Origin of the sequence: Paenibacillus vortex V453 (assembly GCF_000193415.1) — a bacterium.
In the GTDB taxonomy this organism is placed as follows: domain Bacteria; phylum Bacillota; class Bacilli; order Paenibacillales; family Paenibacillaceae; genus Paenibacillus_AQ; species Paenibacillus_AQ glucanolyticus.
In genome coordinates this window covers 169,765-192,544 of record NZ_ADHJ01000009.1, presented here as the reverse complement: position 1 = coordinate 192,544, position 22,780 = coordinate 169,765, and the positions used below count along the sequence as shown (strand labels likewise).

Here is a 22,780-nt window from a genome sequence, read left to right as displayed (position 1 = left end):
CCAATGTCCATTCTAAGGGGTGCACTTCACGCCTCCTTCCAGGGGCTCGGGGTCCTTGTTATGTTTCACTATAGGAATGAACGCGGCCTACTCCATTACAACGGTTGTATACGGCGGCAGCGTTAAGCTGCTGCCGTTTACTGCCGCACTGTCGTCTGTTGTTCTCAACAGTGATGAGAACCCGCTCTCTCCATTCTTCGATGCCACATCCACCGTCTGTTCCTTGCCGGACAGATTATGGACCACAAGCGCTTGGTTGTCGTTGGTACGGCGGACGTAAGCCATGACCTGCGCATTTCCGGAAGCATAGGATTCAATGGTTCCGTTCTGAAGCGCAGGCATTTCATTGCGCCAGCTGATTAGCGTGCGGTAACGGGACAGCAGGGAATTCGCATCCCCCATCTGCTGCTCCACACCCTGCACGGCATCCCCCCGGTTATGCTTCAAGGGCTCCCATGTCGTCTGCCCCTTATCACTGCCCGTGTTGGACCAGATCATCGGCTCCCGGATCTGCTCATCCGGCTTCGCCCCCTTCATGCCGATCTCTTCCCCATAATAGATAAATGGATTGCCCGGCATCGTCAGCAGGATGCCAGCAGCCATTTTGGCATGATTCTCATCATTGTTCAGCTGAGACATCACACGATTCATATCATGGTTTGTCAGGAATGTCGCATCCGTGAACTTGCCACCGGATACTTGACTGAATAAGCCGTACATCCGCTCCAGCGTGAAGGCAAGGTTGTTATCCTTCTCGTTGAGCGCTGCACCCACGATGCTCTCGCCCAATCCAAAGTTGAAGCCGGAATCGAAGGCGTTATCCAGGTACGGCGCAATAACGGCAGCGGAGTTATCCCAAATCTCACCCACGATATAAGCGTCCGGGTCCACCTCATTCATGCTGGTGCGGAATTCCTGCCACCAGGCCGTATTCTTTGCCGTGGTTGCCTCACCCTTGTCAGACATCAGATCCTCGTAGATATGCTTGGCGGCATCAATCCGGAAACCATCCACGCCGAGCTCCAGCCAGAACTTGCCGATATCCTTCATCTCCTCGCGTACCTTGGGGTTATCGAAGTTCAGATCCGACATTCCGCCCCAGAATGTGCCCATGTAATGGGCACCGTTCATCTCGTGCCACGGGGAGCCGCTCCCGGCTGCGCTGGAACCGGAAGGTGCTTTACCCTGATCCTCAGCCCAGATATACCAATCCCGGATCGTGGAAGCTTGATCAGCCGCGGACTCTTTGAACCACGGGTGCTCCGTGCTTGTGTGATTGACAACCAAATCCATGATAATCTTGATTCCACGCTTATCCGCTTCCGCAAGCAGCGTCTTAAAGTCCTCCAGCGTCCCGTAATCCGGATGTATGGAGCGATAGTCCGTTACATCATAGCCATGATAGCTTGGTGAAGGATTAATGGGCATCAGCCAAATACCGGTCACGCCAAGATCATCCGATGTATCCGGATTTCCGTCATTCAGGTAATCCAGCTTCTCGATGACACCCTTCAAATCACCGATTCCATCTCCATCGGAATCATAGAATGAACGTACAAAGATTTCGTAATAAACATCGGATGGCTGCTCATCCACCTTGTTTTCCTGCGGAGCAGGTGCCGGGATGTCAGGCTGCTTGGTTTCCTGTGTGGCCTTCGGCACAGCTTCCTCTTGAGGTGGAGTCGCGCCGCCGCTGCAGCCGGCAAGTAAACCTCCCGCAAGCGCGAAACTTGCCAGCCATAGAGGCACAGCCTTACGTGTACTCCTTTTTTTATGCACCATACCTATTTCCCCCTGTTGGATATATATTAAGTTCACTGAAATCCGCCTTGCTATGCTTGTAATTCGCCATCATCAGCGCAAACGTTTGAATAATATTAAACGAAATTTAGAAATAAAACGGTTACATAATACAGCATGTCTTGAATTCCATCTCAGATTCCCGGTATCCCTGGTTATTTAACCCAACTATATCATAACCCACTCTTCCATTTTGTTAAATCGTTTGCACAAGGCCGTATTAAGTTATTTTCCGGTTTTTTCACGTGATAATACCCGCCTTTCTCCTGATTTCTAATCCTTTCTTCTTTTTTAGTGCATTTGTGAATAATTGCGCTCAGCTGACTTGGATACGTATTTACAAGCATTTCGATAAACGTTAATATAGCAGTGTGAAACCGTTTAACATACTGTACCTATATAGCTTTAGATCTGCCTGTATCAAGTATACTCGGGGCCTGACAGACCCACAATTAAATAAAGAACAACGGACCGCGCTCTAGCGGAAGTTATTCTTGTGAAATAAGGGAGACTCCAGTAGTCGCTTTCTTATTTTCAAAAAAACGCAAACGGTTCCACTGGAGGTCCTACTATGTCTGTAACGATTAAAGATGTCGCAAAACGAGCGGGCGTATCCCCCTCCACCGTCTCACGGGTGCTTTCCAATCATCCGAGAATCAGCCGCGAAACCTCGCGCAAAGTGAAAGAGATTATGGAGGAAATGGGCTACCATCCCAATATTATGGCCAAGAGCCTGGTTTCCAAAACGACAGAAAGCATATGCGTCATCCTGCCAAAACCAGCGGAAGAGCTGTTCCTCAACTTGTTCTTCATGGAGCTGATCCGCGGTATTGTCACACAGGCGAACCGTTCCGGATACGATGTGTTAATCAGCTCGGGCGGCAACGAGAAGGAAGAGGTCGAAGCCGTATCCAGGCTTCTTAACGGTCGGCGTGTCGATGGTGCGATCTTGCTGTACTCCAGGCAGGATGACCAGGTCGTCGATTTTCTCAAGTCTAACAACTACCCGTTCGTGCTTGTCGGCCGAAGTGAGAAATATCCTGACTTGTTATCCGTCGATACCGATAATGTGCAGGCAGCCTATGACGCAACCAAGCATTTGATCTCCCTCGGGCATAAACGAATCGGCTTTGTCAGCGGTCCGCCTAACCTGATCGTGTCTCAGGACCGGATGAAGGGTTATGGAAAAGCACTCGCCGATGCGGGGCTTGAGATGAGAAAAGAATGGATCGTCGAAGGTGAATTCCTTCAGGAAAGCGGCTATCGCGCCATGTCCTTTTTCATGAACCTGCCCGAGCGCCCGACTGCACTCGTCATTGTAGATGATATTGTATCCTTCGGCGTGCTGCGCGGACTTCACGAGCTCGGTTACAAGGTACCCGAAGACGTATCTATTATCAGCTTCAACAACATCTCGCTGACCGAACTGTCGACCCCGCCGCTGAGCAGTGTGGACATCGGCATTTACAACCTGGGTTACACTGCTTCCCAAGCACTGATCCAGACTGTTCGCAACGATGACAAGACGGTACTGCCGCACCGTTACATCATTCCGCACCGGTTGATGATCCGCGAATCCTCGATGTATTCGCTGCCCAAATCCTAGACTCGCCTGGTGGAATGGAAATGATAACGACGCAAAGTACTTCAAAATAAAGAAGCATCGTGGTGCTTCCTTTATTTTTGCTGCTTGGTTCAAACGTTTGCACTAATATTCTTAAGGAGGATTATCATGTCATCCATAACTGCTTGTTTATTCGATCTTGACGGCGTTCTGGTGGATACCGCCAAGTATCACTACATTGCATGGAAGCGTCTTGCCGGGGAGCTTGGTTTTGATTTCACCGAGCAGGATAATGAACGCTTGAAGGGAGTCAGCCGGATGGCTTCCCTCGATATTCTGCTTGAAATCGGCGGAATGACGCTTGATGAAGACGCGAAGCTGGCACTTGCGGAGAAGAAAAACGCCTGGTACGTCGAGTATATTTCCAAAATGGATGAATCCGAGATTTTGCCCGGAGCCCTCGACTTTATCCAGGTTCTCAAAGCCCGCGGTATTAAGGTTGCTCTGGGCTCGGCCAGCAAGAACGCCATGCTGATCTTGAACAATACCGGCCTCACCCCTTATTTCGATGCCATTATCGACGGAACGAAGACCAGCCAAGCGAAGCCGGATCCGGAGGTTTTCACCATGGGGGCCCATGAACTTGGCGTTCAGCCTGATACCTGTGTCGTATTCGAGGATGCAGAAGCCGGAATCGAAGCTGCCACTCGCGCCGGTATGCGCAGTGTCGGCATTGGATCCCCTGAAACCTTGGGACGCGCCAGCATCGTTCTATCCTCCCTGGAAGAGTTCACGGTGGACCGTCTGCTGGAATTGTAGAAGCATGAGCTCATACGCTTTGGGCAACTCTAGCAGCATCATCCCATATAGATATGCAACCATTTTCCCTACTTATAAAGGAGCCGATGATTGTGAAACAATATTTAAAGCTAGATGAATGGTCAATTATTGAAGAGGGCTTTGATCCTCATACGCATGAAATCTCGGAAAGTGTATTCAGTATCGGTAACGGATTTATGGGCCAGCGTGCCAACTTTGAGGAAGCCTACAGCGGTTCATCGCTGCAAGGCAGCTACATGGCCGGTGTCTACTATCCGGACAAAACCCGTGTAGGCTGGTGGAAGAACGGTTACCCTGAATATTTTGCCAAAGTGCTGAACAGCACCAACTGGATTGGCATTGGCATCGAAATCAACGGTGCGCCGCTTGATTTGGCGAAATGCACAGTGAAGAACTTTGTCCGTGAGCTGAATATGAAGGAAGGTTATCTCTCTCGCAGCTTTACCGCTGTCATGGAAGACGGCAAGGAGCTTAAAGTCGAAGCCATCCGCTTTGTGAGCATTGTGCGCCATGAGATCGGAGCCATCCGTTATGCTGTGACCCCGCTTAATTTTGCTGGTGAGCTGACCATCACGCCTTATCTTGATGGCGATGTGAAGAACAAAGACTCCAACTATGACGAGAAGTTCTGGCTGGAAGTGTTCAAGGAAGCGGCTCAAGGATCAGCTTCCTTAACTGTAAAAACCAAGAAACTCGATTTTCATGTGACGTCCGTGATGTCCTACAACATCGTGAAGAACGGCGAAAAGCTTGATGTGCAAGCAGAGCTGATAGAACAAGAGAAATATGCCGCCAACCGTGCAAGTGTATCCGTATCAGAAGGTGAGGTCATCACCGTCTATAAATATGTCGCCAACGTCACTTCCCGCAATCATGGCTTGGGCGAACTGGTGAACGCAGCGCGTGCGGTGCTGGAGCCGGCCGTCGAAACCGGATTTGAGCTGCTCTTGAAGGAGCAAGCTGCAGCTTGGGGCGACAAATGGAAGGAAAGCGATATCGTTATCGAAGGCGATGTGGCAGCCCAGCAGGCGATCCGCTTCAACATTTTCCAGCTCAACCAGACTTACAGCGGCGAGGACGACCGCCTGAACATCGGACCGAAGGGCTTTACCGGGGAGAAATACGGCGGCAGCACCTATTGGGACACCGAGGCTTACTGCTTGCCATTCTACCTGAGCACCGCGGATGCCAGCATCTCCCGCAACCTGCTCATCTACCGCTATAAACACCTGGAAAAAGCGAAGGAAAATGCCAGGAAGCTTGGTTTCACCAAAGGTGCGCTCTACCCTATGGTGACGATGAACGGTGAGGAATGCCATAACGAATGGGAAATTACGTTCGAAGAAATTCACCGTAACGGCGCCATTGCGTACGCCATCTATAACTATGTTAACTATACCGGCGATTTCTCTTATCTTGGTCAATACGGACTGGAAGTGCTCGTGGAAATTTCCCGTTTCTGGGAAGAGCGCGTGAATTACGTCCCCGCGAAGGATCAGTATATGATTCTGGGTGTAACCGGACCGAACGAGTACGAGAACAATGTGAACAATAACTGGTATACCAACCGGATTGCCAGCTGGACGATGGAATACACCCTTGATGTGCTGGAATATTTGAAAGAGAACGAGGATTCCCGCTATGCAGAGCTTACGGCGAAGCTCGAGCTGCAAGAGGTAGAAACGGACAAGTGGCAGGATATCATCAGCAAAATGTACTATCCGGAAGATGCGGAGCTCGGCGTATTCCTGCAGCAGGATGGTTTCCTCAACAAGGAACTTGTTCCCGTTAAGGAATTGGACCCTGTACATCTGCCGCTGAATCAGAACTGGTCCTGGGACCGCATTCTGCGTTCGGTATATATCAAACAGGCTGACGTATTGCAAGGATTGTTCTTCCTGGGCGACCAGTTCGATCTGGCAACGAAAAAACGCAACTTCGACTTCTATGAACCGTTCACGGTACATGAGTCCTCCCTCTCTCCTTGCGTACACTCCATTCTCGCATGCGAGCTTGGATATCAGGAGAAAGCGTACGAGATGTACCTTCGTACAGCTCGCCTGGACCTCGACAACTATAACAACGATACCGAGGACGGCTGTCATACAACCAGCATGGCAGGAACCTGGATGTCCGTTGTGCACGGCTTCGGCGGCCTGCGTGTAAAAGACGGCGTATTGCACCTGAATCCGTTCATTCCGGGTCACTGGTCTTCCTTCTCCTTCAAGGTCATGTTCCGTGGATCCCGACTGAAGGTCAACGTGAAAGGCAGCGAGACCATCATCGTGAACGAGACGGATACACCTGCTGTCCTGAACGTGAACGGCAAAGAATACAGTATTAGCGGACTTGGAGAGGTAAAAGCTGCAAGATAAGCGGTACGGGGACAACGGGGACAACGGGGACATCATGTCCCTTCCCCTCCCATAAACAAGAGCCCTGGATATTATTCCAGGGCTCTTGTTTGTATATAGAGAATGGGCCCCTCAAACATCCCTTCTCATTATGAAGGGGCCCATTCTCATCCTTGGCAGGTATCTGTATTTGCAGGGTCCAAGCCAAGGCTTCACCAATCAGCTGCGAGCTTCATTCTCACTTTGGCAGGTATTTACCGATTATGTAGGCTATGAATAGATCAGTTGAGAATGCGGATCACGCGGAGGGCGCTCGGATGGTTTACCGAACAGATACCCCTGCGAGAGCTCGATCCCGATATCTCGGCAAAAATGAAACTCCTCCCGTCTCTCAATGCCTTCAGCCAGCACCATAGCCCCGAAATCATGAGCCATGTTCGTGATCATTTCAAGCTGCTTCTGCTGGGCGGCATTTCGATCGCAATGGTCGATAAGACTCCGGTCGATCTTCACATAATCCGGCTTAAGCCTGATCATCTGCTCCAACGTGGAATAGCCCGCCCCTACGTCGTCCATGGCTACCGAGATCCCGTGACTGCGATAAACCTCGAATATCGATTGGAGGTGCTTCACATCATCGATCTTCTCGGTCTCCACAACCTCAAACACGAAATCCCTCGGATCCAAATGGAGCCTGTCGATGGTATTAAAAGTATGACTGAGACACATCTGAGGATCATATATCGACGATGGCAGGAAGTTTACGAAACGTTTCACACCTAAAGGAAGCCACTCTGCGCTGGTTTCAATTGCACAGGTTCGTGCCGCTCGGTCCAGAAAAGAATGCAGTCCGGTTTTTCGGGCAGTCTCAAACAGCTCATACGGTTGGAACGCGACTCCCCCCTCTATCGGACGAAGCAAAAACTACATATGCAACGATCTGCTCAAAGTGATCTACAATGGGCTGCATATAGCTCGTAAACTGCTTATGTAAAATGACATTGACCATATCGTAATGCTCCATCTGCAGCTCGAACTTCTGCATAGGGGTCCACGTATGCCGGATCTGTGGAGCTTCTCCACCGGTAACACAGAAGGACAGCTCTTGACGAATCTTCAGCGGAAGGGGTTGCAGACACTTTATCATGGAGATTAGTTCCGCAAGTTCCTTATAGTTCACAGCACAACCCTCATTGTTCTCTTGTACCGTGTAGCCGTTCAGTGCAAGCAAGCCAATAAGCTCACCGCTTGCAGGCTTCATATGAACGGTCCCCTGGTCCTCAATCGGTTCAAAGGTGCTGCAATTGTCGCAAATCATGTTCGTCCTCCTTGGCAAGCTAGCTCTCACTATGCTTCTTATCGGCATTTTGAATATGATTTCTTTGCATTTTATGGATTTTATATCGAAGTTATGACCTGTTTTATGAGAAATGCGCAAGATTCGTGCAATGATAGGGTTTTAATCTACAAAAATCGACTTATATTGCTTTTAACAACGCATTGTCGATATTTCTGGTTATCCATCCCTTATTCAATCTTCTGATCCAAAAGCTGCAGCTGCATCGTCCGGTCCACATCGAAGTGCCAGCGGGCATTCCGCTCCTTCGCGGCATACATCGCTGCATCCGCACGGCCAATGAGCTCCTGATCGTTCCGGGCATGATCGGGATACACGGCAATACCGATACTCGGCGACGTTCTAACTTCATATCCCTCCAGTTCATAAGGCTCGCTGAGCAGCATCCAAATCTCCTCCGCCATCCAGATCAGCTCCTGATCCTCCCCGGCCGACTGGATCATCACGGTGAATTCATCTCCCCCTAGACGGGACACCAGAATCCCTTTGGATTCCAGCGACTGAAGGCGGCATGCAACCTTGCGGATCAACAGATCTCCGGCACGGTGGCCATAACGATCATTCACCTTTTTGAAACGATTCATGTCCATGTAGAGAAGCCCTACCCGCGATCCTGTCCGATCGGCCTCTAACAAGGAGCTGGACAGTCTTGCGTTGAAGTAACGACGATTATACAATCCCGTCAGATCATCCCGGTGAGCAAGCGATTCGCTCTGCCTCAGACTTTCATGCAGTCGATGTAACAAGCGGTCATTCTCATACTGGATCAGGATCTGGCGGAACAGAATCAGAATGACGCACAGGGATAGACCGGTAAACAGACCGTTCCAGCCACCGAACCGCTGCGCCATGAGGGCAAACATTCCGCCCAGCACGCCATATGGAAGCAAATATCTGACAATCAAGGTTCCTACAGGACGCGGTTCCCTCTCTTTCACCGTTTGATTTCCGGTATCGGGAGCGGGCTGTGCACCTGCAGAAGCAATGAAAAACACAGATAACGTATGTAAAGGATCAAGATATGCACGAACTTCGAGATTCACGAAATGGACGAGATAAAAGTGCAGAGCATCACCCATAATATAAGCGCTTCCGCCAAGACTTAATGAAATGACCGCCCATTTCCCTAATTGCCTGGTATTAAAATACAACACCACGGTAAAGAAAATAAGTACCATTCCGCACAGCGGAAACAGCATATCCACCCATACGCTTCCCGTCCCCCCCGAATACGTACTGTCCTGAAGTTCGGGCTTGATTAAATACTCCCAGCCCACCGTCATGAACGTTACGCCAACGATGACGATATCCAGCATAAACCGCAGCCCCCTAAGCGGGCCTTGAACATGCCGGAACAAATAGATGAGGCAGCTGGCGAACAGGATCACTTCCAATCCCCAGAAATAGCTGGATATCTGGAAAGCGCTCTCTTTCCCGAACCCGAAAAAAAAGGAGGAGACGATCCGGGCCGCTGCATCGGCCATCAGTCCGATACTTACCATAAACCAAAACCTGCGAAGATGTGCCTTATAACGCCGGCTGACCCGAATTAAATACACGGAGGCGGCCATAGGAGCAATAATGACTAGCACACGCTGAAGCGATAAAGCATCAGGCATCCACAGAACAGTCATTATCTGAATAAATGCATATATAATGGCGAGTCGAATCCACAGATGATCTGCTGGAGTTGGACTCATAAGCACTCCCCCTTGGCAAAAAGGTAAGCTTGTACACGATGGATGATTTAGGTCTTTTGAATTAAGCTCTCTATTCCTCATGATACTTTTTACCCATCCAAAAGTAAAGACGAGGAAATCAAAGAAAAATCATCTATCCGGCACATCGCTAGAAGATCTATATAATGAAGTTTTTCTACTGGACGGGTGTACTTCAAATGCAAGGACTACACTCAATTAAACACGTGAAAACCTGAAAAGTTACTATATCAATCACCTACTTGACGTATAGGAATCATATGATATTATTCTTCATATCTTATACGAACCGGAAAGGGTGTATGGCAGTGTCACAGAAACGATTGGATCATGTTGGTATTGTAGTCCGAAACCTGGAAGCCACGATAGCGTTTTACACGTCGGTAGTCGGCCTTGAACTAAAGAATCGCCTGACTCATACCAATGGGGTCATTCAACTCGCGTTCCTCGGATTTAATGGAAGTGACGAAACGGAAGTCGAACTTATCCAGGGTTACAGCGACTCGCTGCCTTCGGAAGGAACGGTGCACCATTTTGCAGTCAGTACGGATGATATTGAAGAAGAGTATGCACGCGTCCAAGGACTTGAAGTTCCTCATCTGGACGAGGAAATCGTCACTCTCCCGAACGGCTATCGTTATTTCTTCGTGCATGGTCCCGAAGGGGAATGGATCGAGTTCTTCCAGCGTTAACCCGCACGCAGCACGGTATCCAACATTTCATCTCTTAAAATGTTCATATGCTGAACTCTTGGGCTGCCTAAACGCGGTTCCCTACATAAGGCCTGTCCTGTTCATGACCTTTTTCGAAAACTAGACAGGTCTTGGTGTTAGGACTATAATAACGGATGTACTGATCGAAACTTCATAAATATCGGGGGAGCTGGAATTTAGCCGGCTGAGAGTGTATCCGCTTTGATACTGACCCTTACACCTGATCTGGGTAATGCCAGCGTAGGAAGCCAATGTTTGCGGCAGCCATATTTGCCGTACTATACACTTACGCCGTCATGCGTCCTGAGATTATCGGGGCGCTTTTTTTGTGGAGTTGCGAGGTAATAGAAATAGAACTCATAAGGAGAGAAGACACGATGAAGAAGGGAAGATGGGTCCCCCTGCTTCTCGCTTGTGTCCTGCTGATGGTTGCGGCCGGATGCGGTACAGGCGGACAGAACAAGAACACAGGCGCTGAAGGAGAAGACGCCAAGAGTCCTGGGAAACTCCGTGACGTGCAGCTGATGCTCGATTGGTCCGCCAATACCAATCACACGGGTCTGTATGCAGCGAAGGAGCTCGGATATTATGAGGAGGAAGGGCTCAACGTCCAGATCGTCCAGCCGGGAGCCGGTGGAACGGATACGCTGGTCGCATCCGGTAACGTGCCGTTCGGCATAAGCTATCAGGAAGGGGTAACCCTCGCCAGAACGCAAGGCTTGCCGCTCGTCTCCATTGCGGCGATCATTCAGCATAATACATCCGGCTTTGCCGCTCCCAAGGACAAAGGGATCGTGAAGGCTGGAGATTTCGAAGGTAAATCCTATGGCGGCTGGGGCTCCCCCGTTGAGGAAGCTGTCATGAAATCCATCATGGAGATCGACGGTGCCGATGTCAGCAAAGTCAATATGGTCAACATGGGCGATGCCGATTATTTTACTGCCGTCAAACGCGACATTGATTTCGCCTGGATATTCTACGCCTGGACGGGCATCGAAGCCGAGCTCCGCAATGAGCCGCTTGATATGATCTATGTGAAGGACTACTCTGACCAGCTCGATTATTATACGCCGGTCATCGTGACCAACGAGAAGCTGATCCAAGAGGACCCTGAGCTTGTCAAAGCCTTCATGCGGGCTACTTCCAAAGGATACAACCATGCTATTGAGCATCCTGAGGATGCAGCAGCGCTGCTCTCGAAGGCCGTGCCTGATCTGGATGCCGAGCTGGTTCTGGCCAGCCAGAAATGGCTGAGTCCCCGCTATCAGGATGACGCGCCTCGTTGGGGTGAACAGAAAGCCGAAGTATGGTCGGGGTATGCCGACTGGATGTTTGAGCGCAAACTGCTGGAGAAAGAGCTTGATGCAGACCGCGCGTTCACCAATGATTTTTTACCGGAACAACCATAAGGTCTTTTCTATTAAGAAGAGAGTCGGCCTGACAGCAGGCTGTCTCTCTTTCATAATCATATCGCTGCACGAAAGGATGGATTATATATGGCGAACACCCTCTTGAGCATTCAAGTGATACCCCGGACGCCGGGTGGACGGGACAGCATCCCTTATGTGGATGAAGCGATCAAGGTTATTGAGGATTCGGGTGTGAAGTACGAGGTCCATGCACTGGAGACAACCATGGAAGGAGAACTCTCCGAGCTGCTAAAGATCGTCGAGCGCATGCATGAGGCGCTGGTGAATGCGGGAAGTCCCAGCATCATATCCCAGGTCAAAATTGCACATCATCCGAGCGGCATCAGCATGGATAAGCTGACTGAGAAATATCGTCCATGAGAAGCTGGTGGAGCTCCGTCTGGCCGCCTGTTGTGGCGGTCCTCTTCTTTTTGCTGGTATGGCAGGCGGCGGTATCGATCTTCGATATCGAAAAATTTATTCTGCCTGCGCCAACGGCGATCGGATCCGAGGCAGTTACCGGTGCTGCCGGTCTTTTCCAGCATACATTAGCCACCCTGCAGCTAACCTTGATCGGGTTTATCATCGGAACAGCAATCGGACTTGTGATTTCACTGGCTCTGCATATGGTGCCTTTTCTCAAAACAGCTCTTTATCCGCTTCTGATTCTTAGCCAGAATGTACCGACTATCGCCCTTGCGCCGCTCCTCATGATCTGGTTCGGCTTCGGCATGCTGCCCAAGGTTATTGTGATTACCCTGGTCTGCTTCTTCCCGGTGGCCGTTGCGGCTCTGGACGGGCTCGCCCGAACCGATCGCACCATGATGAATTACATGCAGATGGCGGGGGCTACATCATGGCAAATCTTTACCAAGCTGGAGCTGCCTCATGCCCTTCCCTCCATCTTCTCCGGGATTCGGATCGCGGCCACCTATTCCGTCATGGGTGCGGTCATCGGAGAATGGATCGGCTCCGACCGGGGAATCGGTTACTACATGATGCTGCAAAAATCCGGCTACCGCACGGATCGGGTATTCGTTGCGATTCTGGTCATCGTCCTGCTCAGCCTGCTGATGGTTCTGCTTATCACCCTGCTGGAGAAACGGCTGATCCGTTGGAACCGGAAAAGCTAATGCCCAGCAGTCATGGGCCAATACACGATCATCCTTAATGAAGGAGGTATTTCGCGATATGACACAACAAGTTGCTCCGCCGGTCCAGGGTGGGCTTAATCCCCCCTCCGTGGAAGCCTCTCGAACGCCTGCGCTGGAGGTACGAAACCTTCGGAAAACCTTCCGCGACCGACGCAGCGAGGTTCATGTGCTGGATGACCTTGCGCTTCAGGTACAGCCCGGTGAATTCGTCTCGATTATCGGGCCGTCAGGCAGCGGAAAAAGCACACTTTTCCACATCATCGGTGGCTTAACGGCTCCTGATTCCGGCTCAGTCTTCATGGATGGTCGTGACGTAACGGGAAAAAAAGGGCTCATTGCCTACATGCCTCAGCAGCCTGCCCTGTTCCCTTGGCGAACGGTGGAGGACAACGTGCTGCTTCCCGAGGAGCTCAGAGGAACCCAGAAGGCCGTCGCCAGGGCAAATGCCCGGCGCTGGATGGAACGGGCCGGACTTGCCGGCTTCGAGAAGGCGTATCCGCATACCCTCTCAGGAGGGATGCAGCAGCGGGCCGCCTTCCTGCGCGCATTGATGAGCCCGCAGGAAGTGATGTGTCTGGATGAGCCCTTCAGCGCACTCGATGCACTGACACGCAGTGATATGCAGCGCTGGCTGCTCGATATATGGGAGGAGACGCGCCGTTCGGTGCTGATGATTACCCATCATATTGAGGAAGCACTTCTGCTCTCCGACAGCATCTATATTCTGTCGGCGCGGCCTGGGGCCATTTTAAAACGAATCGAGGTCCCGTTCCCCCGTCCACGCCGTGAGGAAATTCTGCTGGATCCATCCTTCATCACGCTGAAAACCGAAATATCCGCCATGATGCGGGAGGAGCAGCAAGAACGCGGACAGTAACAACGTTAACCGTAAACAGAATAATCATTCATCATCCAGCTTCCATCAATGCCACAGAGCTTCGAGAAAGCTTGGTAGAAAGGGTATGTAACGATGAAATCACTAACGCAAACAGGGGCCGGAGCTCCACTGTTAGACACCCACATTCATCTGGACCGTTATTCGTTATCCGATCAGGAAGCGATTGTGGCGGATATCCGGCATAGCGAGGTTCAGAGCATCATCTCTGTCTCTATGGATCTGGCTTCCTGCAAACGGAATCTGGAGCTGTCCCGGCTGTACGGAACAATGGTACGGGCTGCATTCGGTTATCATCCGGAGCAGCCTGTCCCCTCCTCTGCTGAAACGAAGGCGCTGCTGGACTGGATGGAAGAACATGCCGATGACATGATTGCCGTCGGTGAGGTGGGTCTCCCCTATTATGCAAAATTAGAAGCTGAATCCGAGGGCCGTTCGTGGGATAACCGTCCATATGAATATCTACTGGAACAATTTATTCTTTTTGCGAAAAAGCATCATAAACCTGTGATTCTGCATGCTGTATATGAAGATGCGGAAACCGCATGTCGCTTGCTCGAAAAATATGGCGTCACCCGTGCCCATTTCCATTGGTTTAAGGGCTCTCGTGACACCTTGCTGCGGATGGCGGGTAACGGATATTATATCTCCTTTACGCCTGATATCCTGTATGAAGATGAAATTCGTGAAATTGCTCGCCTATACCCCGATCATCTTGTTATGACCGAGACCGATGGACCTTGGCCGTTCGAAGGTCCCTTTGCCGGGCAGATGACCCACCCTCGGATGACCTCCGCCGTTGCCGCTGCCTGGGCAGAGCTTCAAGGGGTATCCGTGCTTGCGGCGCGGGAGCGGTTATACGAGAATGCCGTACGCTTATACGGCCTATAAGAAAACCTACGCCAAGTCGATTGTTCAAGCAATCGGCTTGTTCTCTCTAAGGACTCGATTATATTGATTAATCAGTTCGTCGAGCACAATCGATTGTCTGAGGACTTTGGGATGATTAAAATCACGATACCGCTGCTTTATCTTGTGAAGCTTGTGCCGCTCTCGCTCGATATCAAACTTTATGCCTTCCTTCGTTTCCATGACTTTATGTCCTCCCCTCATGTAATATTTTATACTTTAATGTAAAATTATAGGATGTATGATATTAGACATCAAAGACTTAACATGAGGGGCTGTTTTCGATATTCATGCCTCTAGAAAAACATCCGCGAAAAACCCCGCAATGCGTGAATTCACACGCATAGCGGGGTTTGGGATCACTCCATTATTTTGCAAACTTCTCTTGATATACCTTCGTCATCTCTTCCGTAATTTCCGCCATTTTCGGATCATTTTTTATCGTCTCAATCAATTTATCGTACGACTCAACCGGTTCTTTCCCGGTGATGACCATGACACGCATATCCTCCACTTTCTTGGAGATTTCTGGATAGTATTTGTTATAGGCTTCCGAATACAACTCTCCCGAAGGATTCGGAACCTGCACCGTCTTGCGCTCCGTGACGATGTCTACGTTCCGTGTGTATACTTCATCCGGCATCCCTACCGCGTTGATGGCCATGTCGTCACTTACAAGGTGAATGAAATTGTTCAGGTTGCCGTCACCTGTCTTATCCTTGACGGCCTGCGGCGTTGCAACCTTCTTTCCGTTCTCGACCGTGTAATGGACGCCTTCAATCCCGTAGGTCAGCATCTCATTTCCTTCCGGGCTGTAGCCATAGTCGAAGAGCTCCAGAATTTTTTTCACTTTTGCCTCCGGCACTTTCTTCGGAATCAGGTACACTCCATAGTACGGAGATCCTGAAGGCGTATACTTCACTCCGTTTGGATTCTCCAAGTAGGCAAGCGGCATCAAATCAGCCTTGGGATCCACATTTTTCACCGCTTCGCCAGTTACCCACGCATGGTTCATGGACATGCCGCCTACCCCTGCCTTGGCACTTCGCATCGTATCCATCACCTGCGAGAACTTCATGATCGCAAAATCTTTGGGGAACAATCCTTCTTCATAGGCCTTTTTGATCCACAACATGGCCTCCTTGGACTCGTCCGACGTAAGGATAGGAGACAGCGTATTATCGGCCTCCAGCTTCCATGCCCCTTGTGTTTCATTAAAGAGATTATAAATGTAAGCAAGTGCGCCGGGATTCGCCGCATATGGAATTTCATCAGCCTGTCCGTTACCATTCGGGTCCTGCTCTTTGAAAGCTTTTAACACATTATGAAACTCATCCAGTGTCTTGGGCGTTTCCAGCTGAAGGGCATCCAGCCAGTCCTTGCGGATCATCGGGAACACACCGCCGCCATAGCTTGGATAGTATCGCGGAATGACAATGTTCTTGCCGTCCACCTTGGTGATCTCCCACATGTCCTTCAACTCTTCGCGATTTAAATTCGGGTAGTCTTTGAGAAAAGGCGTCAAATCCCAGAACACCCCCTGCTTCAGCATCTTCTGAAGCTGAGGGTTCTGCATCGTTTCCACAAAAGTAACCTCTGGAAGATCACCGGATGCGAGCATGACATTGATCTTCTCTTCAGCCGTGGATGGGGACAGCCACGTAATGTTCAGTTTGGTATTGGTGTGTTTCTCCAGCTCCTTCCAAAGCGGATTGGTGTTGTCAATAAATTCGGTGGCATAGTTCAAGGTCTGGATCGTAATGCTGGTAGGTTCACTGCTGTCTGTTCCTCCCCCGTTATCGCTCGAGGCGCTACCAGCCCCGCTGCCGCAAGCACTAAGCAAGAGCGAACTTGCCAAGAGCAGCAGCCCTGTCATTTTTAAAAACGGCTTACCTGACTTTGGTTCCATGTTGTTCATCATTAGACCTTCTCCCTTATTTAGAATTATTCGACCTGATTGATCATGGTGGCAAAAACAGACCGTATATCGACTCATTCCTTGACGGAGCCCACCATCGCCCCTTTGGCGAAGTGTTTCTGCAGGAATGGATACACTAACATGATTGGAACGGTTGCAATAACAACCGCTGCCATCTTCAACGTTTCCGTTGGAACGGGGCGGTTCACTTGGAAGGCGAATCCTCCGCCACTGCCCGAACCCATTGTGGTTGGATCTACAAGCATATTCTGCAGCAGCACCTGCAGCGGCCACATTTTCTGGTCATTAATAAACATCAGTGCGTTGAAGTAGGTGTTCCAATAACCGACCGCAAAGAACAACCCGAAGGCTACCAGCGCAGGCAGCGACAACGGCAGGATAATCCGCCAAAATACCCCGATATCATTGGAGCCGTCGATCATCGCGGCTTCCTCCAGACTTTCCGGGATGCTGTCGAAGAATCCCTTCATGAGCAGCACGTACCACGCACTGGTCAAGCTGGGCAGGATAAGCGACCAAATGCTGTCAATGAGTCCCACGTTACGGACGACCAGGTACAGCGGAACCAGCCCTGGCGTAAAGAGAAAGGTGATTAACACCATAACCATCATGGCCTTGCGAAACCGAAGGCGTTTACGGGACACCGCGTAAGCCAGGCCCCCGGTCACGAGCAGGCTGAGCAGCGTGCCCACCGTAGCCAGAAACACGCTAACGGAGATCGAAGTGACAAACAAGCCGTTGGACAGCAGATGCTTATAAGCATCCAGCGTCCAAACGCGCGGCCACAGAATCAGGCTTCGTTGATAATACTCCACGGGATCGGTAAACGACAAAATAACGGTATAGTAAATGGGAAATATCGTTGCCAAACCGATGATCAGCAGTAGACTGTTATTTACAAGACCAAACAGCCTTGTTTTCCATCCTTTCTCATGCATGCTTTTCTCCTCCTTGTCTTCGCCGATCTGTTGTTAGTACAAGCTTTCTTGACCGTATCGCCTTGCCAATCGGTTGGCCGTAACCACCATAATGACACCGACAATCGATTTGAATAATCCGATAGCTGTACTGTAACTGAACTCACCCTGACGAATCCCGACCCGGTACACATAAGTATCGAACACTTCGGCTACATTGGTGACAGGTGCATTCATCATCAGATAGATCTGTTCGAATCCCGTATCGAGGATCGTGCCCAGGCGCAGAATCAACAGAATCAGGATCACGTTACGCATCGCGGGCAGGGTAATGTGCCACATCCGTCTCATCCGTCCCGCACCGTCCATGACCGACGCTTCATATAATTGCGGATCCACTCCGGCAATGGCGGCGAGGAAGATGATCGTTCCCCATCCAATCTCCTTCCAGATGGACTGCGCCGTCAGCATGCCCCAGAAGTAGTTCGGGTTGGAGAGAATATCAACCGTCTGCCAGTCCATGGAGATTAACCACTTATTGAACAGGCCCTCCGATTGCGAGAACATCAGGTAGGTCAGGCCATAGATCAATACCCACGACAAAAAGTGGGGGATATACACCAGAGATTGAATGGTCCTCTTATAGATGGAGCTTCGTACTTCGTTCAGCATCAAGGATAGAATGATCGGTGCCGGAAAAAAGAAAATCAGGCTCAGGAAGCTGATCGCTAACGTATTTCGCAGCAGCATCCAGAAGTCATGATTGGAGAAAAACCGGGTGAAATGCTCAAACCCTACCCAAGGGCTTCCGAACACCCCAAAGTAGGGAGAATACTCTTGGAAGGCTATGACGAGATTCGTAATCGGAATATATTTGAAAATGATAAAAAAGATAAGGCCCGGCAAAGCCAGCACATACAAATACTTGTCACGCGCAACATCCGACCATATTCGTCCCCATTTTGTTTTGGATTTCAATGGAATGGGCGGCCTCCTGTTTCCTTTTGCCGACCGAACGGTTTCTTGTGCTTTCATCGTTACTCCCTCACTTTCAGCCTTGTCGTGTCGTCCAACATACCGTTCTCGGAACGTAACCTTAATGTAAACGGTTGCAAAATTACCTGCAATTCTACTTTTTTTCCGTCAGGACCTTGAATCCGGCTCCGGTCGATACAGTGCACGGCGAGTGCTGATTCTGCAAGGCATGTCTTATGTTCCATTTCCTTGGATTGCACTTTTTTTCCTGGGTGAATAAACAGCTTCTCACCAACACCAATAGGAAAATATGATCTTTTCAACCAATCCGCTCATTCGCTATGATAGTATTTAATCATTTCCGGCTTTCTACGATTTAGCCTTGAATTGTCTATGCCAACAGGGGGTTAAAGTAATGAGGCAGCAGAATCCTGAATCCGGTTTCAAAGGTATTATGTATTGGAGAAGCATCGCGCTTGCCGTGCTGTTGACATGCCTCCCCATCTCAGCCATAACCGCCGTTTACCTGTATGTGGGGAACCAGCATATGATCAACCAGTATCAGCAGCGCAACGAGGAAGCTCTGGTTGACGCCGCGAGACAAGTGGACGAGCAATTCACCCAGTTGGTCCATTATGCGCTCAATATGGTCGTGAAGCCGCATTTTAAGCCCTCCTTGTCCGACATGGACTTTGTATCGAATATCGAGGAGACAAACGAGCTGTTTAATACACTGAACCTTGTGGAAAACGCCGATCCCCTGGTGGATCAGGTCTATCTCTACATCAAAAAACAAAATAAAATCATGGAGCCCGACCTCGGGCTTCGAACGCTGGATCAGGCTCAGGATGCGTTAAACTTTAACAAACTCATGGAAGGGGATTCGGATATGTTCTGGGTCCATGACCTGGAGCGGCCTTTCAATAAGGAGAGGTCCTCACACGCACTCGTCATGAGACTTCCGTTCAACGGTCATACACCCTACGGCGCGATTGTCATCTACATCGATCCGTCGAAGCTGCATGTGATCCGCAATAGCGAGAATCTCTCGTTCCTGCTGGATGACCAGGGCCATATCATCGGGGAATCCGGAATGAGCCGCAATATGCCAAAGGCGATGAGCGCGATTCTTGAACAGCTGAAGCTGCCTCAGAATGCCCAACACACAAATCATTTGCGGATGAAGGTTCCAGTCGATCAGGATGTACTGCTGGTGAATACCGTTCAATTTGAGAAAATGCAGCAGAATTGGACCTATGTGTCCGGAACGCCGCAATCCAACATCATCGCTCCCACGAAGCCTTATACCCATATCATTCTGATCTGTTTTGCCTTTGCGCTTGCGGCTTCCCTGGGCGCAAGCTGGTTCGCCTCCAAGAGCATGTACCGTCCGATCCGCAAGATGCTGAATATCGTTGGCGGCGATCAGACCAAGCAGAACTCGCGATACAATGAACTGGATTATATTGAACATGAGTGGAAACAGTACCGATTCTCGCATGATACACTGCAAAATCAATGGAAGCGATCCTTGCCCTCGATCAGAGAGGCTTATATCAATCAATTTCTGAGCGGACAAGCCTCTCACCTGACGGAGCCCGAGTATGTGGTCAAGCTGCAAGAGATGGAGCTTGATATTACCCATAAACATTTCTCCGCGATGGTGCTGCAGCAGCATACTCACGGGGAGGACCGCGCGCCTCTAACGGAAAACGATCAGCATCTACTTACCTATGCCGCATTGAACGTCATCCAGGAGCTGGCCGAGGACATAAGCGCGTATATGCATCCCATCAATTTCTTCGACGGCTCCTTCGGTGTCATCTTGATCGTTCCAGACTCCCACACAGCCGACGAGCAGATGCACAGGATGAAGCTGCTGTGCGATCAGATCATACGGGCACTGCGCGATACACTCCGCATGTCGGCAACCATCGTATTAGGGGGACCAAGCTCAACCTGGACCGATGTTCCTCATATTCTCGAGCAGGCCAAAAGGGCGCTGCATTACCGCTCCTTCGATGCAGGCAGCCAGTTGCTGGAAGCAGACACGGTGCTTTCCCAGAAAAATGACTGGATCGACTATCCGCTGGAATTGGAGCAGGATTTCATTCATGCCTTGAATCTCGGACTTCAGAGGGATGCGCTTCGATCCCTAAGCCGCTTCGTAACGTCGCTTCAGGCCGGAGGAGGCTCGGAGTGGCATGTCCATCATGGGCTCATGCGTTTAATCACAAGCGTTCACCGGTCTATGCTGCAGGCCGGTTTAAATCCGTATCAGGTGTATAATTTCTCCAATCTGCAGGAACAGATGTCCCTGCTTCGGGACCCGAAGGCCTGTGTGGACTGGTTCCAACGCGAAATCATCGGGCCCTACCTCGAGCAGCTGACCAAGAACTTCAGCAGCTCCATGAAATCGCTAGTCGAAAACGTGCTGGAGCAAATCGAGCAGAACGGGATGCAGGACCTCTCCCTGGATGTCATGGCGATGGAGGCCGGCGTCAGCGCATCCCAATTGAGCAAAGCATTCAAGCAGATGACGGGCACCAATTATATCGACTATCTGACAACGTTCCGAATGAACCGCTGCAAAGAGCTGCTGCTGACCACGGATCTTCGCATTCATGAGATTGCGGAAGCCGCGGGGTATCAGCCCCCTTATTTCAATCGGATGTTCAAAAAACTCGAAGGAATCACGCCCGGCCAATACCGTCAGCAGGGAATTGGCAAATGATATGGCACAGGCATTATGAAGAACCGCTCTCCATATAGGGAAACATTGAAAAAGCCGCTTTAGGGTTGCGGGAAGCAACCCTAAAGCGGCTCTGTTCATTATATTAACGCTTCATAAAACCCTTCCTGTTCAGAAAGTCCTTCATGTGCAGTCTTACCGGCTCCGCCAAGCGTTTGGCCATAAGTTCAGACCACGGCGTGCTGTTCTTGCCTGCTGTCCGCTTGGATAGATAATCCGCGGAAACCTGATCATAACTTCTTACTTCCTCAATGGCTCCCGGATTGTAGCTGTCCCGGTGCAGGACCGCTTCTACCGGAAGGCGTGGACGAAGCCCCGGATCCTGGTCCGGGTAGCCGAGGCACATGCCAAATACCGGATAGACCAGGTCCGGCAGCTCCAATGCCTCGGAGAAATCAGCTATCGAGTTGCGGACCCCTCCGATGTACACAATGCCAAGACCCAGCGATTCCGCAGCAATCGCGGCATTCTGCGCAGCCAAAGCGGCATCCACGGTGGCCACAATGAAATTCTCGGTGGAATCTTCATACGTCTCCTTGTCACCCGAATGCGCCTCTGTACTTTTTTTCAAACGATAAAGATCTGCGCACCACACAAGGAATACGGGGCACTCTATAATATAGGCCTGATTACCGGCCAAGCCGGCCAGCCGCCGCTTCTTCTCCTGATCGGTAACCGCAATGATGCTGTAGGCTTGAACATTACTGGATGTGGATGCCATCTGGCCTGCTGCCACAACGGCCCTTAGCTGCTCCTCCGACACCGGCTTGTCCAAGTATTTGCGAATCGATCGATGATTCATCAGCAGTGACAATGTATCATTCATCGGGTACTCACTCCTTCATGTTCTATAAGAATGGTTCCATCTATTATGAAACTTCAAATCTGGCTGCGCAAGCTCACACAGCCTGTGACTTTACAGCAAAAAAACCGGAATACCAGTATCCGGCATCCGGTTTCATATTCAGCCAAGGCTCTCAGCTTTGGAATTTAATGGGCTCCATCAGGATACGATATCATACCCTTGCTCTTCAATCGCTTCTTTCAGTGCTTCAAGGCTAATCTTGCTCTCGTCATATTCGACAGCCACTGTATTGGATGCAAGATCGACCTTGCCTGACGCTCCCGCACTCTTCAGCGCGCCTTCAACCGAGTTCACGCAATGATTGCAAGACATGCCTTCCACTGTCAATGTCACCTGTTTCATGATGTTGTCCTCCTATTTACATGATATTCGTTACACTTTAACTGTACTATACCCCCCATAGGTATGTAAAGTTCATAAATTTGCTTCTTTCTGCAATAGAAACACGAAAAAAGTAGGAAGATTTATCCTTTTAATCTGTTATAATGTATATAAACTCTTAGATTCAAACATAAAGGGACAAGCTTTTTAAATGATTCTCCGAAATTTTTCCATAAAATTTGAATCTGGTTGCAGGAATTACCACTTCGCTGTCGAACTATCTTATTACAGAGATACT

20 protein-coding genes and 1 riboswitch are annotated in these 22,780 nt (G+C 50.1%); of the genes, 10 read left to right on the top strand and 10 right to left on the bottom strand.

Translation table 11 applies throughout. The features are described from left to right. Positions 1-87: 87 nt before the first annotated feature. Positions 88-1,782, bottom strand: coding sequence for an alpha-amylase family glycosyl hydrolase (locus PVOR_RS04815; protein ID WP_006207965.1), 1,695 nt, complete (start codon positions 1,780-1,782; stop codon positions 88-90). Positions 1,783-2,371: 589 nt separating this feature from the next. Here PVOR_RS04815 and PVOR_RS04810 point away from each other — a divergent pair. From PVOR_RS04810 to PVOR_RS04800, 3 genes are all read left to right on the top strand, one after another. Continuing rightward, positions 2,372-3,406 (top strand): LacI family DNA-binding transcriptional regulator, encoded by a 1,035-nt coding sequence (locus PVOR_RS04810; RefSeq protein WP_006207964.1) that lies wholly within the window; start codon positions 2,372-2,374, stop codon positions 3,404-3,406. A 126-nt stretch (positions 3,407-3,532) separates the two neighbouring features. Further along, positions 3,533-4,183 (top strand): beta-phosphoglucomutase, encoded by a 651-nt coding sequence (gene pgmB, locus PVOR_RS04805; RefSeq protein WP_006207963.1) that lies wholly within the window; start codon positions 3,533-3,535, stop codon positions 4,181-4,183. Between the two features lie 92 nt (positions 4,184-4,275). After that, positions 4,276-6,579: a glycoside hydrolase family 65 protein gene (locus PVOR_RS04800; RefSeq protein ID WP_040680200.1), complete on the top strand. Its 2,304-nt coding sequence runs from the start codon at positions 4,276-4,278 to the stop codon at positions 6,577-6,579. Positions 6,580-6,828: 249 nt separating this feature from the next. Here the strand turns inward: PVOR_RS04800 and PVOR_RS32965 are convergent, their stop codons facing one another. From PVOR_RS32965 to PVOR_RS04790, 3 genes are all read right to left on the bottom strand, one after another. Then, complete coding sequence (locus PVOR_RS32965) at positions 6,829-7,479, bottom strand: EAL domain-containing protein (protein WP_419144495.1); 651 nt, start codon at positions 7,477-7,479, stop codon at positions 6,829-6,831. Then, complete coding sequence (locus tag PVOR_RS32960) at positions 7,436-7,876, bottom strand: hypothetical protein (RefSeq protein ID WP_006207960.1); 441 nt, start codon at positions 7,874-7,876, stop codon at positions 7,436-7,438. The genes PVOR_RS32965 and PVOR_RS32960 overlap by 44 nt, the downstream gene beginning before the upstream one ends. 209 nt (positions 7,877-8,085) lie before the next feature. Continuing rightward, entirely contained in the window at positions 8,086-9,615 is a 1,530-nt protein-coding gene (locus tag PVOR_RS04790) for a GGDEF domain-containing protein (RefSeq protein ID WP_006207959.1), read from the bottom strand. A gap of 320 nt (positions 9,616-9,935) precedes the next feature. Between PVOR_RS04790 and PVOR_RS04785 the strand changes: the two genes are divergently transcribed. The 6 genes from PVOR_RS04785 to PVOR_RS04760 all read left to right on the top strand — a co-directional run bounded on the left by PVOR_RS04785 (position 9,936) and on the right by PVOR_RS04760 (position 14,695). Next, positions 9,936-10,325: a VOC family protein gene (locus tag PVOR_RS04785; RefSeq protein ID WP_036644123.1), complete on the top strand. Its 390-nt coding sequence runs from the start codon at positions 9,936-9,938 to the stop codon at positions 10,323-10,325. Between the two features lie 173 nt (positions 10,326-10,498). Next, positions 10,499-10,610, top strand: a riboswitch (TPP riboswitch). Positions 10,611-10,723: 113 nt separating this feature from the next. Continuing rightward, positions 10,724-11,755, top strand: coding sequence for an ABC transporter substrate-binding protein (locus PVOR_RS04780; RefSeq protein WP_006207957.1), 1,032 nt, complete (start codon positions 10,724-10,726; stop codon positions 11,753-11,755). Positions 11,756-11,842: 87 nt separating this feature from the next. Beyond that, positions 11,843-12,136 (top strand): thiamine-binding protein, encoded by a 294-nt coding sequence (locus tag PVOR_RS04775; protein WP_006207956.1) that lies wholly within the window; start codon positions 11,843-11,845, stop codon positions 12,134-12,136. Next, positions 12,133-12,888: an ABC transporter permease gene (locus PVOR_RS04770; protein ID WP_006207955.1), complete on the top strand. Its 756-nt coding sequence runs from the start codon at positions 12,133-12,135 to the stop codon at positions 12,886-12,888. The genes PVOR_RS04775 and PVOR_RS04770 overlap by 4 nt, the downstream gene beginning before the upstream one ends. 58 nt (positions 12,889-12,946) lie before the next feature. Then, positions 12,947-13,786: an ABC transporter ATP-binding protein gene (locus PVOR_RS04765; protein WP_006207954.1), complete on the top strand. Its 840-nt coding sequence runs from the start codon at positions 12,947-12,949 to the stop codon at positions 13,784-13,786. Positions 13,787-13,879: 93 nt separating this feature from the next. Further along, a complete protein-coding gene (locus PVOR_RS04760) occupies positions 13,880-14,695 on the top strand; it encodes a TatD family hydrolase (protein WP_006207953.1) in 816 nt (271 codons plus the stop codon). Between the two features lie 24 nt (positions 14,696-14,719). On the opposite strand, the gene PVOR_RS04755 is transcribed toward PVOR_RS04760, so the two are convergent. From PVOR_RS04755 to PVOR_RS04740, 4 genes are all read right to left on the bottom strand, one after another. Beyond that, positions 14,720-14,896, bottom strand: a complete 177-nt coding sequence (locus PVOR_RS04755; RefSeq protein ID WP_006207952.1) for an aspartyl-phosphate phosphatase Spo0E family protein — start codon at positions 14,894-14,896, stop codon at positions 14,720-14,722. A gap of 184 nt (positions 14,897-15,080) precedes the next feature. Continuing rightward, positions 15,081-16,634 carry an extracellular solute-binding protein gene (locus PVOR_RS04750; RefSeq protein ID WP_006207951.1) on the bottom strand — a complete coding sequence of 518 codons (1,554 nt, stop codon included), beginning with the start codon at positions 16,632-16,634 and terminating at the stop codon, positions 15,081-15,083. 71 nt (positions 16,635-16,705) lie between these two features. Beyond that, the gene (locus PVOR_RS04745; protein WP_006207950.1) at positions 16,706-17,590 is read right to left on the bottom strand and encodes a carbohydrate ABC transporter permease; all 885 of its coding nucleotides are present in this window, start codon (positions 17,588-17,590) and stop codon (positions 16,706-16,708) included. A 33-nt stretch (positions 17,591-17,623) separates the two neighbouring features. Then, positions 17,624-18,604, bottom strand: coding sequence for an ABC transporter permease (locus PVOR_RS04740; protein WP_036643842.1), 981 nt, complete (start codon positions 18,602-18,604; stop codon positions 17,624-17,626). A 355-nt stretch (positions 18,605-18,959) separates the two neighbouring features. On the opposite strand from PVOR_RS04740, the gene PVOR_RS04730 reads away from it, so the two are divergent. Beyond that, positions 18,960-21,278, top strand: a complete 2,319-nt coding sequence (locus PVOR_RS04730; protein ID WP_006207947.1) for a helix-turn-helix domain-containing protein — start codon at positions 18,960-18,962, stop codon at positions 21,276-21,278. Between the two features lie 103 nt (positions 21,279-21,381). Here the strand turns inward: PVOR_RS04730 and nfsA are convergent, their stop codons facing one another. Continuing rightward, on the bottom strand, positions 21,382-22,122 hold the full coding sequence (nfsA, locus tag PVOR_RS04725) for an oxygen-insensitive NADPH nitroreductase (RefSeq protein ID WP_006207946.1): 741 nt from the start codon (positions 22,120-22,122) through the stop codon (positions 21,382-21,384). 177 nt (positions 22,123-22,299) lie between these two features. Then, positions 22,300-22,503 carry a cation transporter gene (locus PVOR_RS04720; RefSeq protein WP_006207945.1) on the bottom strand — a complete coding sequence of 68 codons (204 nt, stop codon included), beginning with the start codon at positions 22,501-22,503 and terminating at the stop codon, positions 22,300-22,302. Positions 22,504-22,780 lie beyond the last annotated feature (277 nt).